The sequence below is a fragment of the Paenibacillus azoreducens genome, assembly GCF_021654775.1.
Taxonomy (GTDB): domain Bacteria; phylum Bacillota; class Bacilli; order Paenibacillales; family Paenibacillaceae; genus Paenibacillus_AQ; species Paenibacillus_AQ azoreducens.
In genome coordinates this window covers 1,952,166-1,968,524 of record NZ_AP025343.1, presented here as the reverse complement: position 1 = coordinate 1,968,524, position 16,359 = coordinate 1,952,166, and the positions used below count along the sequence as shown (strand labels likewise).

Below are 16,359 nucleotides of genomic sequence, written 5' to 3'. Positions count from 1 at the left end.
CACAAAGGACAAGATATACCATTTCATCGAAATGAACGACTTAAATCAACTTTTACCTTCAAGAGCCAGAATAAAGAGTCACCTTAAGTCCCTTAGCTGGCTGTTTTTACTACTTCTCAAACAAAAAAAAAGTCGGAAACTCTTCTATTGAAAAATTTCCGACTGTTCCAATCTCTACTTCTCGGATTTCTTTTGCTGGCTTTGATCGGACTTTATATCTTTACCAACAGAATCACTTTTCTTAGTTTGCTTTCGCATCCCATCGTCTTTCCTATCAGTACTCCCTGCTCTTCGGGATGACAGATCATCAATATAATTCTCAAACTTACGATCTTTCTCATTAGGTAGTACGGCATTATTCGATTGCCCATCTCTGCCGTTCATCGAAGGGTTACTCTTTTCATTACCATCTGAATGGCTCAGGTTAAGCTGATCGTGGTTATACATAATTCCTTTTCCGAATCTCGATCTCAACCCTGAAGGCTTATTACCACCCGTCGGTCCACCATTAACTGCATTTTCACCTTTTGTATCAAGAGCGTGACTTAGAGCTCCATCAAATGTCCTGCTCATCGATGAATGCATATATTGTTTAAATGCAGTCATTGCACCTACTGCAAGCCCTACAGTTGCAAAAACAGTTGAAATCACATGCGACTTCAATGATGCGATGAGTAACTTCGCAATTTTCCAAAGGATAAAGACGTACAAAACGTCAACAGCCACCATTAATAACATGACTATCGAAGGATCGCTAACTCCGAGTGATGGCGTTCTTCCTCCAACATATCCCGTTAACCCTTCACCCATGAATAGTGAGATCACAAATGCAAACCCAATACTCGCTGCCAAGAAGATCAGAGACGGTATAAACAAATTCTTACTAATGGTTCTTGTCAGTCTCTCTGGAGGAACCAACACACTTGATAAGCAAATCGCAATGGTTAAGAACAAAAGCAACAGCAATACGAATAACTTCGCTACTGGCACAACGATGACAGCCATCAAATCACACAGAATCAAAAGTAATCCTGAGAATATCGACGTCTTTTCAAGAACCCGTGCGTACAGGTCTTGATCGTCCATTAACGCTTCTCCAGTAGAATTCATTAAGATCAGTCTCATGAAAGCATCGTAATTAAAGTTTTTTAGCTCAAAATTTTGCGGGTACAACGTACTACTTTCTCCGAGGAGCCTATTTTCCGAGAACTCGCGATTAAAGTTGAAGGTCGCCATCATTGCTGCTGCTGTAATAAGAACCTCATTATCGAAATCGTAATAGTTCGTCAAATACATTAGATCCTTGTACGTTGATTTCAGTGTGGACTGGATTCTCCGTTCTACATCAGTAAGCTGAGAGTAATTATACCCCTTCGCATACATATCTGCCTCAGAAAAGATCATCGGTCTTCCGGCATCATCATATGCACCTGGGTTAGCCGTATCAGCAACATATACTTTTTTGTTGGCAATTGGAACTTGTTTCCCCATTACATCGAGAGAATAAATCTGGTCAACCCAAGGTGAGTACAACTTCCAAACAGCTTTTAGGTCTTCTTTACGTTTCGCTTCTTCGTTAAATTTTGCCTTCATCGCAGGATCGGAAGGCTCTATTGCGTTTTTGAAGTTAAAGGTATCGACACTCTTCCCGTTCGTAGCCGTCCACCTGTAAACATAGTCATTACCTTGATACAAATAAGGAATCACGTAAGTAAATAACCCCTCAAGATCGAGGAAATCCCTCATTGAATTATTTACCTTCAGGTCATCATCACTTGAAGCCCTGAATACTTCTTTGGAAAGTAAGGCTGATTTGAACTCTCCATCAACTCTTGAATATCTGCTCTTCAATGCATTATAGAAGTAATAAAACGGACTTTCAGTTGATAACAGGAAGGCTTCGGAATGCTCATCTGTCGCGGCACGTAATCCTGCATTAGAGTTGATATCATTTCGGAAAATGGCTTTAGAAACATTGGAACTATTCAAAGCCCAATACCTATAGCTCTCCTCCATTTCAGAATTATCGGTGACTGATAGTGTTGCACTCGATTTTATTAACTGATTTTGTTGATCAGAATATTGAACTTTCTTATTGTCGTCCAATAAAGACTTAAATCTGTACTCAGGGAAAACGAAGGATGACTCTTTAGCGTTTAATAATTTGTTGGCAGACTCATTTCTTGATACTGCTTTTTCTGTAAGTTTGGAGTACGAATTTTTGGCTGCTGTAGCTATAGCGTTATATGGTCTATATAAGTAGGTGACCAGTGGATCATTGAAAACATACTCTTCTTGGTTAATAAAACTGCTGAATAACCACCTAAAGATGTTCAGATTTTCATTTAACGTTTGAGTTATTTTCCCTTTGTTAAACATATCATCGAAAACATCATCTTTCTTAGGCGACATCCATTTAACCCGAACTCCAACATCTGAGGAATATGCCTCCCTTGCAAACTCCATGTTTTGAGCAATAATATAGTTTTTCTCATCATCCATAAGCTTTACATAACGCATAGAAGACAGTGCTTGCTGATGCTGAGTAATTGCCCAATAATTAAACCTCCCAGAATACAGCTTATCTCCTGCAGTATTTGATAAATTTACTACACTTGAAATAAAGAACTGAGGAATTATCAGTACGAAAGCCATTACGATGAAGATTAATACCCCTTCTCTAATTGAACGCACATGTGTTATGACCATTATTATCACAATCATCGCAACAAATAAGATCAGCAACAAGTATATTGACATGTAATCGTCCAGTAACCAAGAAGTTATAGGTAACTCCGTCAGACTAGGCGTATTGATGTAACCAACAATCGAAGCATATGATTGGTTTCCGCCTGCACTTACACTTAAAATATTTCCGATCCACGAACCGGTAATGCTTCTATGGGTGGATATAATCCAGCTGTCTTGTGCAGATTTGATCAGCTTATCTCTGTACTGATTTGGACCGTCATAGAGAAGACCATAAATCTTCTTAACGATATCGGTTTGCATTTCCTGCATGGTTTTTTCTTCGGAAGCAACAACCCCCGATCCTCCGATGATCGTAACAAGGTCTAATCCCCCACCCATCGTATTCAATATAATTGTGGGCAATAAATCATTCTCGAAACGTTTGCTATCCCATTTTTCCTCACCAGTTTTACTGTCTTTACTCTTTTCGATGCCGAGTAGTTGCACCATGTAACCCCAATAGATACCTGGGTAGTTATTGACATCATTCATGATCGCAGTCCGAGTAGTATATTTACCTAGAACGCCATCTACTTCTGTTCCAGCGTACATGTTGCTCGTTAATTGTCGGGTAAAGGTACTATTCATTCCAAATACCCGATACACCATAGAATTATAGAACAGAGTAGAAATTGCATTTTGTCCGTTTGTCCCAACAACCTTCTTACTCGATCCTTTGACAGTATCATGACCTACGATTTTTCCGCCATTTCCTGACTGAAAAAGACCAGCACCATTAAATTCAAAGTAAGAATAATCATCAAATCCGTTATATTGTTTAAAGAAAGCACTCTTTCTTATCGCAATTGAAATATACCCCAGAAAAGAATCATATTCAGTTAAACCAAAGCTAGTTGGAGATATAAGTTTTGGTTGGTACCAGTTTGATCGTATAAGATTATCCTCGACGAGTGTCGATGAGGGTAACAAATTATATACGAAATTATTACTGTCGAATTTCAACAGCTTTAGCGCGGCGTTAATTGTATCAGGATCATCGGTTCCAAAATTCCCCGAATCCAAAAAGCTCTTTAACGCTTTAAACTCAGCAGAAGTTGAATTTATAGTTTTATTGGTCGTGTTATCTTGAAGCCATTTCACTAAAAAATCTACTTGATCCTGTTCGTTCCCTGAACTCTTGCTATCATAGTAATAGTGAAGAAAGCCGTTGAAAGGTGACGAGAAGTAAGAGCCTTGATAAAACTGATATTGACCCGATACTTCTTTGGCGAACATCTTCTGCCTCATCATCAAAGCATCATCATCGGTTTTCCAATCACCTTCACCGCCGCTGGCTCCAGTTGGTACGTTGAAATAGTACATATCGTCAGCTAATTCATCCAATGAAAAAACACTGCCACCGAATAAGTATTTGGACAAAGTATCCTTCTGATCACTGTTGAGTGCTTCTTCATCTACAAAATATTTTTGTCCATTGGTGAATTTACTTGCATCAATGGTCAAAAAGATAAACGAATTGTTACTTGAAAAAGTGTTAGATACGGTTTCGTTAATATACTTCTGAACATCTTGATACGGATTTGAGGTGACCTTATCACTGTTCATGATCAAAGTGTCTGAATCGCCCAGACTTCGGAATGCTGAACCCCCTGATAGCTTTGTCATACTGGAATGCGATTGAATACCAAAGATACTAAGCATATTACTTCTGTTCATTGTGCTTCCTGCCGAAGAACCGTTCGTAAAGTAATCCTTAATGTTATAGTACGGAGTCATGAAGGGTTTTCCGTCTAAAAAGTTTTCCGTAATCTTAACTATACCGCCCATAACAAAAACGTTTGCAACCGGAAACTTACCCCCATTAGCAGTTTTAGAAAAGACTACTGGATTTAATGCTGCAGGAAGAACCAGTACATACTCTTCTATTGCGACATTATCGTAAGCCCCCCAAATGTTACCTAATCCATCGATATACATGGCGGTTAAAGCCCTAAGTCCTTTCTCCTTATCCAAAATCAACTCTGGCGAATAAGAGAACAGTACTTGAATAGCTGCTCTTGTTGCTTTATCGTTCAAGTCCATTACAACATTGTCGCCTGAACCATTCTTCGCATATATTTTTCGATTCGTGTCTACTCCTGCCAGTTTGTTATAAAAATCTTCTCCTGACATTGGAAGTGACCCATCCTGAGGAACGGACTTAAACAAACCGAAGGATGACTTTGAGGATTGGAATACCTCCATGATCGCATTGTATAACTTCGTATTGACGTCCACGATCTGCTTATAATTATCAGGCGATCCAAAAAACTTATTGCTCACAATCCTTGGAATGGTGTCCTGCTTATCCGTTGAAGCATCGACCATATCACTTAATTTGGTCTTCCCTGGGATAAAGAAATTGGAAAGAAATACCCCATACACCATCAATTCATCTCTAGAAACCCTGTCTACAGCAAGCTCCGTTCTGTCTTTCCTGAAGAAGTCAATCATCGAACGTGCCATAGCATTTGGGGAGTCTGTTGAAGGACTACCGACTGCAGAAGCCGAATTGATCGGCGTAGATGTTATCAGTATCATCACAGCAATAAGCATCGCTACATAACGAAATATTTGCTTAGCTTGCAATCTTGTCACCTCCATCCTTAACGATCATCTTAATTCAGATTCTGTTTTGATTTTGAAGCTCGCTCCTCAGCCCATAGCCGAACTCGATCTAACCATGCAATTGTTTTTTCTAACCGGCTCAGCCACTTTTCAGCACGAACCATCTTTTTCTGAATCTTTATATACTCCTTGTCACTGAGTTCATCTGAATGCATATCTGCTTCGACACCTTCACCGTGATCAATAACGAACCCATTGACCTGACCGCTCTCAATACCCCTCATTCCCGTCATCTCCTTTTCTGAAAATCGTTTTATTTATGTGCTACTTTTGTAATCCTTCTGCAAAACCAGATGTCGAAGTTGTGTTAATCTCAAACGTCATACAAAGGTATTTCTAGGTTTCATGTGTTGCGGGGTGATAAATGAACCACTCGAGGCTTCTTAACTCGACGATTTCGGGATTACTGATACTTAAGCAAAAGAAAAATCCCCTCATGAAATGAGAGGATTAATGTTTTATACAACTCCACTTCCTAAACTCAGGAGCCATGCAATAAGTCCGCCAAGCTCTCCACCGATCAGGTAGAGCAGACAGAGCGAAAGAACAATGTAAGTCAAAAACCTTCGTTTAAAGTAAAGCATGTACGCATTTTTATAACTGCCTGATGATTTTAATGAAGCTTCTGTTTCCCTAACAGCGGAAATCGCATCATCACTTATTCCAAATGGCTTCTTTCGCCCTTTATTATCTGCCTTCAAATCCATTGACTCTCTTGCTACAGGTAGTCCAATGTAAAACAAATCGGCAATCGATGTTGCAATCAGATAAATTGTAAGTAAGATCGCCCCTATGCCGAAAACTACTCTAACGTAAGGCAAGATCGGATTGATCCATATCATTGCAGTATACATATCTGCTGAAGCACTTTCCGTAACTAAAGGGATCAGCACCATTGAAACTTCGTTGTTCAAAGCAGATATTGAACCCAATAATACTTGTTGCGTTTGATCCGAGACTGACGACCCCTGAAGCACCTCAACGAATTCCCTTAGCACTCTTTTCCTTGATTTATCAATTGCATCCTGAAAATTGGTATTGTTGAATTTTACCGTTCCGCTCGTACCATCATAGACCAGAAGCCGAGAATCAGGATGATCTCCTGTGTTAGCTTCAAACTCAAGGTTGAGATGACTTCCCCCATCCCCTAATTTACTCCAAACGTCTTGCATATGCTTCTTATCGCCTGAAGGAATCTCGATAGTTTTTATATCTGTATCTGCCGCGGCGAATACTCCAGAAGAACTTAAGCAGATGAATACGACACAGATAATCAGAAATGAGACTCTTCTCTTTAATTTCACTGTATCAACCCCCTTGTGTTTGAACATCGGAACGTGATCTGTATGATCATGTCATTTGTGGATTTTAGTTGTTGTAAGGTTTATCTGGTAATAACTTTTGAAATGAATGCTATCTGCAAATGGCAAAAAAAAAATTCCCCTCTATGTTCGAGGGGGATTCAATCTGTTGATCAATTAAAAATTAGGTGCATCTTGAACAGGGAGAAGTATAGAGTGATGATCGAACATTGGATAAGTATGAAGTACCTCCATTTGTTGTTAATCTTAGAGTAGAAAAATGTCACTACTGTAGAGGCAGCAAAGATTAGTCCAGCAATAAAGCAATTAGCCAAAAAACCATTGCCAGAATAATGACCAGACTTCACGATCATTAGAGTAATGAAACTAAAAATAGCATTAAACACAAACGCAAGTTCTAACCACAACCATGATTTTCTCCGATCCTCTACGCTGCCCATAGAACCTTTTTTCAAGTCAATCACCTTTTGCATCTCTGATCATCCCTTCAGTTTATTATTTTCAATCCCTTCATTAACCTCCTAGATCTAAACCCTCGTGCAGTTATATGGAAGTGCGTATGGGCAATGAAGTGAACCTAAATGATGAATTGGGTAGCTATTCGGCATTCGGGTTCTACTTACTATAAAATTGATCAGCTATCCACTCCTGAAATTCATGAACTCTCAGACTGAAATTCATTTTTATCCATGAAAGAAATGACTAAAATGAAAATATATAAGTGCATCTCACCCTGAAGGGTGAGATGCACTTGAAGATACGGCAATTAATGTGTGTTAGTGAGTATACTCGGTTGCATTCCATTGAAACATACTCGCCAGAAATAAACATAATACAAGAATGTCGCTTCATTGTGATTTGCGTGGGAATCATCTACTCTTTAATGAACCTATATTCTTGGTACAAGGCAGAAGAAAGGTTATAAAATGTAAACCAAAGAATATAAAACTCCGAAATTATGCTAAGTCTGCTTACTAGAAGCTAAACCTTGACCTGTGTTGCTCATGATAAGTATCTTTTACCTCTCCGCCGCTGAGTATCGCTTGGAAAAAATCAACTGGATTATAAAACAAGGTGGTCGTTACTTTACAGGATCTTGTTTTTGCAACTGGAGGAAGCAGTAGTTTCACTTGAGCAAAAGCAAGTTCCCATTTATCCGGCTTTACGACCGCTATGAGCAAGCGATTGAAGGGATTGCCACTCTGGAGACAGTATCTTGCTATTGAGGTAATTGATCGTAGCTTGTCTCTTGAAGTGCTATCAGGGGATAGATAAATTGCATATACCCCGATACCTCCAAGAAAGTGTTCTCCTGAAAAGAACTTGAATTCACGCGAACAATCGCAAGTTCCTGGGGAACGGTACGAAGTGTCGAAATATAAGCAGTTTATAGCCGATACCGTACTGATTACCGTGCTATCTGAATAAGAGAATTGATCGACAGCTGACCTCCTCTCCACTATTTCTGCAAAGTTCTCATCAATATATGGACGAAAGGCTGTTATTGAAACAGAATATGCAAGCCTTACCCAGTTCTCATCTCGATATGGAGATGCCGCTAACTCACTCATTTCATCAATTGTCATTTGCTCAAGATCGGTTTTGAGGAAATGAACAGAAGTATCAGCAGGTAATTTGTATAGGGGAATAGCCTTTAAGTACATGTGCTTACCCCTCCTTGGAAGCCAACTCAAGCCCTGAACCGGCATCATGGAATATGTGTTGTCTCCGTACCTCATCGAGTGCTTTCTCGACTTGATATTTATTACTTATATGTTCACCAATGTCCGTCATACTGAATTCTCCATTAAATAACTTCAATAGAGCTTCGCGTTCAATAGCTACTTTCTCGCGACTATGGTGCCCATTCTCAAAATACGACTGAAGAACTTTATCATCGCTTACGCCTTCAATCATTTTCTTAGAATTATCCGAAATGAGATAGAGAATATGAGCCAATTTCTCTTGATCGCATCCCTCTATCATGTTTTTCATTCCATGTTCTGTTAAAACATTTAAAAAACGAATCTCAGAACTGCACTCCTCTAGGGAATTGAACATTCGATACTTGGGTTCGGGCAAATACTTTGCAGCTTCCGGCAAGAAAAACCCCTTTGCTGATTCGTTTAATATCCCTGACCTGAATACTCTTAACGCCTCCGATACCTTTTCTTGAAGTATCATGTCGATGGTCTCTTTACCGACAAGTGACTCTATCTGCCGCGAAACCCGTGAGACCATAACATCAATTGAATTACGAGATGTCCCGAAGTGGGTCGCTGTTTCCTGATAATCATATTTGGATCGAAGGAAGAAGGAGAATTTCTCCTTTACCCTTGGTCTTTTAATGTAATTCATCTGCTTTACAAAGTTCACGATCTCCATCAGAGCATCCAATTTACTTTGTTGAATTTGCGTTGTATCTGAGAAGGGGTCGCTCTCTGGCAGTTTATTTTTAACTGTAATAATTGCATTCTCCAGCTTCTTCGGGAAGATCACATAAACACACCCTTTCTCTCCTTGGCATTTTGTATAAATTGATTCATTATTGCTACTAGCTGCTCTGCGGATGTAGCGGATACTATTGAAGCAATAGTCTGATCACCCACCAAAGCTCTGAGTTTGTTATCAAAGTAAATGATCTTGGATCGTAATGAGTCAGTCGTTATGCCGTACTTCGCTGCCTGTTTTGAAGAATTTTTGCCTGTGCTTTTGTTTATCCACATCTCGTACCTTAGTTTTGACTTCTCACTTAGATTGCTAAGTTCTCCTAATAAAAGAACAATGTGATTAATAGTGTCCAATTTCATATGCTCTAACATCTTATCCGCATCATTCAATTCTTTTGACTTTAGTCTTTTCTGGATTGTTGAAACAGCTTCAGTTATCTGCCACCACAACATTTTCTTTGGCTGATCCATTCGATCAATTCCTTTCTTTATGTGATGATGTTGCCTGGCTCTCGACTAACTCGACATGAAACGACATAATCAGAACCTCTTTCGTTAATTCCATACCGACTTACTTAATTTACCCGCATATGGGGCTGACGTAAGTCCTCTGATTTTCTTTTGTAACGAAAAACCCTAGAGCCTGAGAGGAAAATCAGAGCTTAACTGAACACACAAACTGAATTTAAGTCAGTTTTGAGAAAGTGAGCTTGTAAGTACTGTAATTTTGCTTCATTTTCAACTCCTGAATTTGATCCCATCTCGTGAGCAAACGGAATTTTCTCAACTGATTATTTTTCTTGCTGTATACGGTTCAAATGAAAGCAAATAAAGTCATAGAGGGGTAGAGGGATAAAATTTGAACTGGCGAGAAATCAACAGTGTTCCGAGGGGTTGGTAGGTATAATTTCCCAGAATGATAAGGTATAACTCAGAATGATATTTTATTTCGACCTACCTAATATACCGATCAGATAGAAACAAACTAAATCCTCGATTATAAACATAATCTAGGGAACGAGTAGTCTAAACAGATATTAGAACTGGTATTTGATGTGACAGCAAAATTAAATCCATCCATCACTTCATACCCGTTTCTCACCTATCTTTTAGACTGCTCCTGTCTATTATAAAATTGTATTCGGCTGTATATATTCCCTCGACACTTTATAAGGCTTCTGTTCGTTCCTTCTGAATCCACTTCGCTTTTTATAAAATTTCTGTTCGCTGTTCTAAATCCCGTTCGCTTATTTATTCAATTTCTGTTCGGTTGGATAACCAAACTTCACTGTTTATGAAAAGTGGATTCGCTCTTCTAAACTAACTCAGTTTTTTCTCAGGAACTCACTTCAAATACCCCGTTCTTAATCTAATCTTAAAAATCAAAGTTTCAATTAGAAGCACGATAAATCCTTCGCAGTGATGCATTAAAGTCCAGAATTTACGATAAAGTTCGGTCAATACCCCTGAGCGCATAAAAATAGCGAGATCTCTGAACACGAGTCTCGCTAAACTAATGTGCTAATGAACAATTTCTTACCATATTTCAACTACACCACCAGTTTCTCAATAAACTTAAGACTACGCTTATTACAAATTGTTCCTATTCATATAAACCAGAATCTTTTCTTTCAAAACTCTCCTCATTATCGTTTTGTGCTCCGTATTCTCATCCAAAGTGACTATCTCTAAATTTTCTGGTCTGTTATCATCAGGGTTAAGATTTCTGTGGTTAATATCATGAGTTCTTTCACTCACTCCATCTATTGCTAAATCTATAGCTTTTTGACCGAAAAACATTACAGAGATTATCTGATGAGATTTCAAGTAAAAAGCCTTGGTTCTAAGTGCATTTCTTTGGTACTTTATTGAACCAAAGTTTTTAGAACTTGCTGGCTGGTCATTTTTTCTCAACCAGTCCCCGGAAATTGTGATTAGTTTAACACCATCATACACCATCTTAGTTTCACCTGATGAATACTTGACCAGATAAATCTTTCCGCATTTCACTTCATAAAAACATTCCTTGTTGTTGTAATGTGTCACTCCCCCTGACTTACGATCAACCAAGAAAGAGTACTCCTCAAAAGTCGAATGATAAACGCCTTCAACAAGCTTCCTTTTTCTTTTCCGCAAACTTGCAAGAGCAATTTGCTTATCAATGTAATTATCCCTTATTTGAATATCGGTGCAATCTTCATCTCCAAACGCTTCCCATTTACGCCAGTGTTTATCTATCTCCCAATCTTCTAAACCAATGACAACATCTCCAACAATTGCTCTACCTTTAATTATTTTGGGGATAGTTAGAGATTTCATATTATCGCCCTCCTAGATTATGAGCCAATTAGCGTCAAGACAATCCAACAGCATCAGCTGCCTTTTTATTTGTAATGATATACCCCACTAAATCCCTTAAACTGTGTTCCTCTAAGTAGAAGATGACTTTTTGAATCATACTTGGGTTGGTAGACGACTTGAAGCACTCTTTATCTTGCGATACTAGAGGCAGTTTACTGAAATCGTTGAATTCTTCAATCAACCTCCCAAGATAGTCAATATCTTTTGATCTACCTGTTCTTAAAGCAACTTCTATAACTAAGTGCAACCACTTCTTCTTATGGTTATAGATCTCGATTTCAACCAAATTAAATACAGCTTTGATTACTTCGTAATCAGTGTCTAACGATTCAAGCCAGTTGTCATTATCAGAAAAGTTCTTTACCTTAAGAATCGCTTCTGAAACCCCGCCTTTACGACCGGCTTTAAATTCATCAACAGTCAGAATCGGAACCTCCTTACTGCTAATAGCCATTTTTGTATTTCTCTCAACACCATATCCAAATGCGCCTACTTTTATGGGCTGATCCAAATATCCATCAACCGTTTTAACAAAACCTTCGCTTATTCCTAAACTTTCAAAGCGACTGTAATGGGCTACAGGTTTCTTCCTAGGTACAACCCTTACTCCAGCATCTCCAATCCGCTCTTCTGTCGGATTCACACTAAAAGTTATCACCTCCAACTCTCTCCTTTCCAAATTAAAACCTAAATTCAAAAACAATAATCAAATCTCGAAATGTATTAACACTAATTTGTAACTTCTTTGCTGCTTCCAGCCTGTTATATTCCTTATTCCGATATCCCTTATATACTTCAAGGAAGTTGGGAGGGTAAGGTTGCACAGGTCTGCCTTTTCGCTTCTTCTTTTCCCGAATTTGTTCCTTTTCTTTTATGAAAGTATCTATTAACGTGAGGATCTTAAGTCCTTCATCCGAAAGGACACCTGTACTGACTGAGTTCAGAAGATGTAGTTCAGTACCTATATCACGCAAAGTCGCCATTAATGAACGTATTTCGGCTACGGTATCTGCCAGTTCACTCAACCCTCGAACAACAACCTCATCACCACTGACTAACTTTTCGAGCATTACTTCAAGCGAATTGTTCAAAGTAACACCGAATTCGTTAGCCAAATCAATAAATACTTCATCTGCCTGAGCTTGCTGCTCAAATTCTTCGATTTCCTGCTTGCGTTGACAGCGGATATAGGCAAGTCGTGCCATATTTTTACCCCTCTCTTATACATTAACCATGTACTTAGTCCCTTTTCTTAAATTGAAGCTGATGCCTTGAATGACTACATACCAATCATGGTCTAGCTCAAGCCGACATGGAACTTGATCACCACAAATGTAAAGCTCAAAGCCTTCACCGCAATGCATCCAGCATTTCTTATCATTGAGAATCACATACCACCGATCTGCATCAGCATCATATTGCATAGGAATTTTGTCTGCCATGAAGTTCGCTCCTCTCGTTCCATCTTGTTCTTTTACAAACTTCAAGTTCACTGTTGCAAATTACAAGATTAAAAGCACGGCTAAGATCCCAATTACTGCCGCTTCAATGATCAGTGCATATCCGGCAATGTTTCGATGAGTAATCGGCACTTCTCTATTAAAACCAATCTTCACAAGTTCCAAATTCAGAAGTACAAATGGCAGAAACAAAACAATCCCCAAAACCATCAAAGCTATAAACATCTTTATCATCCTCCCGATTATTTTACTTAAATTTACTTTTTTAGTAAATTTAAGTTATTTAACGTGTATCAATAATAGCTTCATTTAGTGATTAATTCAAGTGTTTTTTGATCTTTTTTAGGGTTAATTTTTAGAACCAAAAAGCCGAAAACCCTTGATACGACTGGAAAAACGAGAACCCCATACAGAGCGAAAAGGCGACAACCGAGCAGGACGCCCTGAAAGCCCCTGTAAGCGACCGAAAGGGCAAAACTAGGGGAATAGACCTGCCAAGGGAGTCGGCGGCTATACGAGCCGATTTTGACCGCCGAGCAAAAGCCGCCGCTGAAGGGAGCAGGGCGACCGATACTGGAATAGGTTTACATTCGGAGAAAATCAGGAGTTACGGAAAAACGGGATCACAGAATATCGATCTGATGTTGCTTAACTCAAAATTTCATCGACTCTTTCAACCGAACATGGAATCCCCTCGAAATCCCTTCTTCATCGTTCTTACTGACAGCTTTCGACACGAATTGCAAGAAATCCGCGTCAAATAAGGAGCGTAGTGTGTTTTAAGGCATACCTCGAGATAGTTCGAATGGTGTTCTGCTCAAAAAAGTGTGTTTATAGAAGGGTTTGCGACAACATGCTGTCAGTTGCAGCTCTCGTAATTGCAAAAATTACGACCAATTTGTTCCTTTAGGCATAAAGAAAAACACTCTCAGCGCAATTGCCTGGTCGAGAGTGTTTTTCTAATCGTTACTGTATAAGACTGTCGTTATTGCCGTTCTCGAGGATTATTAAGCCAAATCAAAATAAATCAACAGAATCAGCATATTTCGAGTTCAACAGGTTGGAGGGATGGAGGAAGTTCAATCCTTCTACTCGGCATTATGTGTCCAGTCAAGAACCCAATCTGGAATCTTGACGTTACTCCAAATATACTCGGCAATCATCTTACCTATCCCTGAACTCGGGACGTGAACTGTTCCAACGAAATACCTGTAAAACCCATTCTGCTCAAGTCGCCTATAAGCATCATTTTTATAGCCACTTACAATAATCTTGTTCTTACATTCAAGTGACGTTATGTTGTCGATCATTAATTCATGATCCTCTTTAGTAAACGGATGGACATAACCGTTTGTAGCTTTTGTTTTCTTCCGATTACCCCTCTTCCCCTCAACAGCTTCCGTAGTCAGATACGGAGGATCAAGCCAAACTAATAGATCATCCCGATTCTTATACTTATGGAACTGTTCTTTATAATCTCCACAGTAAATTTGAACATCACCAATGACTTCATCCAAGCCGACCAACTTGTCCAGCCCAGAAAGAGTTAATCTTGTTCCTACGTTCGCTTTGCAAAAATCTTGCCTATTTGTAGCTCGGCTGTGCAGAGCAACAATATAAGTCAAAGCGCCTGAGATAATTTCATCAGCTTGATCATCCAGTCTTATTTCACAAGCCTTTGTGAAGCGCTCCTGAGTGTCGACATAATCCGCCAGCTTCCAAATTGAATCGATTAGTTGATCAGTCTTATATGGGTCTTGCAAACATTTGAAAAAGGCGACAACCCCTCGATCAATTTCATTAGCCAGTTTGAACTTAATCTGGTCACAATCAAGGTGAAGGAAAAGCCGATTACCGCCCATGAAATAATCGGCTGCACCTGTCAAACCATGCTCTTCTATACAATAGCGGAATATCTCAACCATTTTATCAATGATTTGCGATTTCCCACCAAGCTGCGGGAGCGGATCTGGTCTAGTTGCCATTACACCAGTTCCCCCTTGAATAAAGATGGGTCAATTCGGATCGTAAAGTATTTCACTGCAATCCCCTTTGCCAAAGCACGTTCGAACGTAAAAGCTTCGGATTTCTTCTTGTTCTTTTTTCCTGAATTCGGAATCAGAACCCCAAGAGTGTGCAGAGCATCAAGAATTTGATTGTACTCATTGTCATTCTTTACGCTGAACAGACTCCTAAAGTCTTCGCGCAAAAACGCAATTGTCAGAACGCCTTCTTTGTCGACAGGGTACTCTACATCAAGGATTGCTCCTTCATGTTCCTCCGAATTGAAGGTGTTGCTGATCTTTGAAGGGAACTTCTCCTGGTTTTCCTGAAAGTGCCGATAAACAAGTCGATAATGCTGCAGGGCATTCAATGACCCCAAGTCAAATGGAACATACACATCGATACAGTCCATCAATTTCTGCTTCTTTTCCATGATCATTCCGTCAGCAACATCGACAAAGTGCTTAACGTAGCTACGCTTGATGAGTGCAATTGAGCCAAGGCTTTTTATTACCAGATCCGTCTGCTTGATGTCTCGCAGGTCTTCGAGTAGATAATAGAACTTTTGACCGTCCAGCTTACAGGTGACTTCTACTACATTCTTTTCACGACCGGATGCTGACTGCCACCCATAAAATACATCTACGCCCCAAATGAAATCCGCTTCCTTGGCGGCACTCCCTTTGAACTCTTCAATCTTTTCATCAATGCTCTGAACCTCATTTGAAACCGACGAATCTTTCTCATTCATACCGCTTACCTCCAAGTGATTTATTTTGAATCACTTAGAAGCTGTTGACTCTTGAATCATGTGTTGAAGTTAAGTTATGTAAGCCCCTTGTCGTCCCAACTCCATACAAATGCTTGTAAATAATAGTTGTGCGAATCCCATTCAAAGGTTGGAGGGATGGCGGGGAATCAAAGGAACCTTATCCTGCTTGAAACGATTAGTAATAATCTTCTACAGGAACCCCATTAAAATCGAACTAAACAATCGAGCGTTTATAAAATAATCGTCCCATAAAAAGAAAGTGCCGATTTTCACGACACCTTCCACTAAGTTAAAATAGGTTTTCAGATAGCTTCTTGTACTTCTCCACGATCATATAGACTTCCTGATGTGGACTGTACATCTCGACATGGAGCCGGTCGAAGACTTCCCTGATTTCGTAAATTGCCACTTCTACTGGCATGTTCTTCTTAGAAAAGAACTCCTCGATTTCAACAAACATCTGTTCAATCAGCTCCAGTACTAGCTCCTCAAAATCCCAAGGCTTCGGATCACTGAAGAACCCCTCATCCTTTTTAACCGTGGGAACAACCGGAACCGCCCACTTGAATCTGGCATACAACGACAACTCGGATAATTTAGCCATAACATCA

General features: G+C 39.4%; 14 protein-coding genes. All 14 read right to left on the bottom strand.

Going from position 1 to position 16,359, the window contains the following annotated elements:
- Positions 1–174: 174 nt before the first annotated feature.
- Positions 175–5,340 carry a hypothetical protein gene (locus tag L6442_RS08355; protein WP_212980061.1) on the bottom strand — a complete coding sequence of 1,722 codons (5,166 nt, stop codon included), beginning with the start codon at positions 5,338–5,340 and terminating at the stop codon, positions 175–177.
- A gap of 29 nt (positions 5,341–5,369) precedes the next feature.
- Positions 5,370–5,603 carry a hypothetical protein gene (locus L6442_RS08350; protein WP_212980062.1) on the bottom strand — a complete coding sequence of 78 codons (234 nt, stop codon included), beginning with the start codon at positions 5,601–5,603 and terminating at the stop codon, positions 5,370–5,372.
- Positions 5,604–5,837: 234 nt separating this feature from the next.
- Complete coding sequence (locus L6442_RS08345) at positions 5,838–6,683, bottom strand: hypothetical protein (RefSeq protein ID WP_212980063.1); 846 nt, start codon at positions 6,681–6,683, stop codon at positions 5,838–5,840.
- Positions 6,684–7,675: 992 nt separating this feature from the next.
- Positions 7,676–8,365 carry a hypothetical protein gene (locus L6442_RS08340; protein WP_212980064.1) on the bottom strand — a complete coding sequence of 230 codons (690 nt, stop codon included), beginning with the start codon at positions 8,363–8,365 and terminating at the stop codon, positions 7,676–7,678.
- A gap of 4 nt (positions 8,366–8,369) precedes the next feature.
- Positions 8,370–9,200, bottom strand: a complete 831-nt coding sequence (locus L6442_RS08335; RefSeq protein ID WP_212980065.1) for a hypothetical protein — start codon at positions 9,198–9,200, stop codon at positions 8,370–8,372.
- Complete coding sequence (locus L6442_RS08330; protein ID WP_212980066.1) at positions 9,197–9,622, bottom strand: hypothetical protein; 426 nt, start codon at positions 9,620–9,622, stop codon at positions 9,197–9,199. Before L6442_RS08330 ends, L6442_RS08335 begins: the two co-directional genes overlap by 4 nt.
- Positions 9,623–10,741: 1,119 nt before the next feature.
- Entirely contained in the window at positions 10,742–11,470 is a 729-nt protein-coding gene (locus L6442_RS08325) for an HNH endonuclease family protein (protein WP_212980067.1), read from the bottom strand.
- A gap of 34 nt (positions 11,471–11,504) precedes the next feature.
- Positions 11,505–12,155 (bottom strand): hypothetical protein, encoded by a 651-nt coding sequence (locus L6442_RS08320; RefSeq protein WP_210088645.1) that lies wholly within the window; start codon positions 12,153–12,155, stop codon positions 11,505–11,507.
- A 37-nt stretch (positions 12,156–12,192) separates the two neighbouring features.
- A complete protein-coding gene (locus tag L6442_RS08315; protein WP_210088646.1) occupies positions 12,193–12,717 on the bottom strand; it encodes a recombinase family protein in 525 nt (174 codons plus the stop codon).
- A 15-nt stretch (positions 12,718–12,732) separates the two neighbouring features.
- Positions 12,733–12,954: a DUF5348 domain-containing protein gene (locus L6442_RS08310; protein ID WP_120463237.1), complete on the bottom strand. Its 222-nt coding sequence runs from the start codon at positions 12,952–12,954 to the stop codon at positions 12,733–12,735.
- A gap of 60 nt (positions 12,955–13,014) precedes the next feature.
- Entirely contained in the window at positions 13,015–13,197 is a 183-nt protein-coding gene (locus tag L6442_RS08305) for a hypothetical protein (RefSeq protein ID WP_212980068.1), read from the bottom strand.
- An 863-nt stretch (positions 13,198–14,060) separates the two neighbouring features.
- Complete coding sequence (locus L6442_RS08300) at positions 14,061–14,957, bottom strand: DNA adenine methylase (protein WP_212980069.1); 897 nt, start codon at positions 14,955–14,957, stop codon at positions 14,061–14,063.
- Entirely contained in the window at positions 14,957–15,727 is a 771-nt protein-coding gene (locus tag L6442_RS08295) for a hypothetical protein (protein ID WP_212980070.1), read from the bottom strand. The genes L6442_RS08300 and L6442_RS08295 overlap by 1 nt, the downstream gene beginning before the upstream one ends.
- Before the next feature lie 310 nt (positions 15,728–16,037).
- Positions 16,038–16,352, bottom strand: a complete 315-nt coding sequence (locus tag L6442_RS08290; protein WP_210088648.1) for a hypothetical protein — start codon at positions 16,350–16,352, stop codon at positions 16,038–16,040.
- Positions 16,353–16,359: the final 7 nt, after the last annotated feature.

Coding starts and splice junctions, on each gene's coding strand:
- L6442_RS08350 (WP_212980062.1), bottom strand. CDS start 5,603: ATGAGGGGTATTGAGAGCGGTCAGGTCAATGGGTTCGTTATTGATCAC.
- L6442_RS08340 (WP_212980064.1), bottom strand. CDS start 8,365: ATGTACTTAAAGGCTATTCCCCTATACAAATTACCTGCTGATACTTCT.
- L6442_RS08330 (WP_212980066.1), bottom strand. CDS start 9,622: ATGGATCAGCCAAAGAAAATGTTGTGGTGGCAGATAACTGAAGCTGTT.
- L6442_RS08325 (WP_212980067.1), bottom strand. CDS start 11,470: ATGAAATCTCTAACTATCCCCAAAATAATTAAAGGTAGAGCAATTGTT.
- L6442_RS08315 (WP_210088646.1), bottom strand. CDS start 12,717: ATGGCACGACTTGCCTATATCCGCTGTCAACGCAAGCAGGAAATCGAA.
- L6442_RS08310 (WP_120463237.1), bottom strand. CDS start 12,954: ATGGCAGACAAAATTCCTATGCAATATGATGCTGATGCAGATCGGTGG.
- L6442_RS08305 (WP_212980068.1), bottom strand. CDS start 13,197: ATGTTTATAGCTTTGATGGTTTTGGGGATTGTTTTGTTTCTGCCATTT.
- L6442_RS08300 (WP_212980069.1), bottom strand. CDS start 14,957: ATGGCAACTAGACCAGATCCGCTCCCGCAGCTTGGTGGGAAATCGCAA.
- L6442_RS08295 (WP_212980070.1), bottom strand. CDS start 15,727: ATGAATGAGAAAGATTCGTCGGTTTCAAATGAGGTTCAGAGCATTGAT.
- L6442_RS08290 (WP_210088648.1), bottom strand. CDS start 16,352: ATGGCTAAATTATCCGAGTTGTCGTTGTATGCCAGATTCAAGTGGGCG.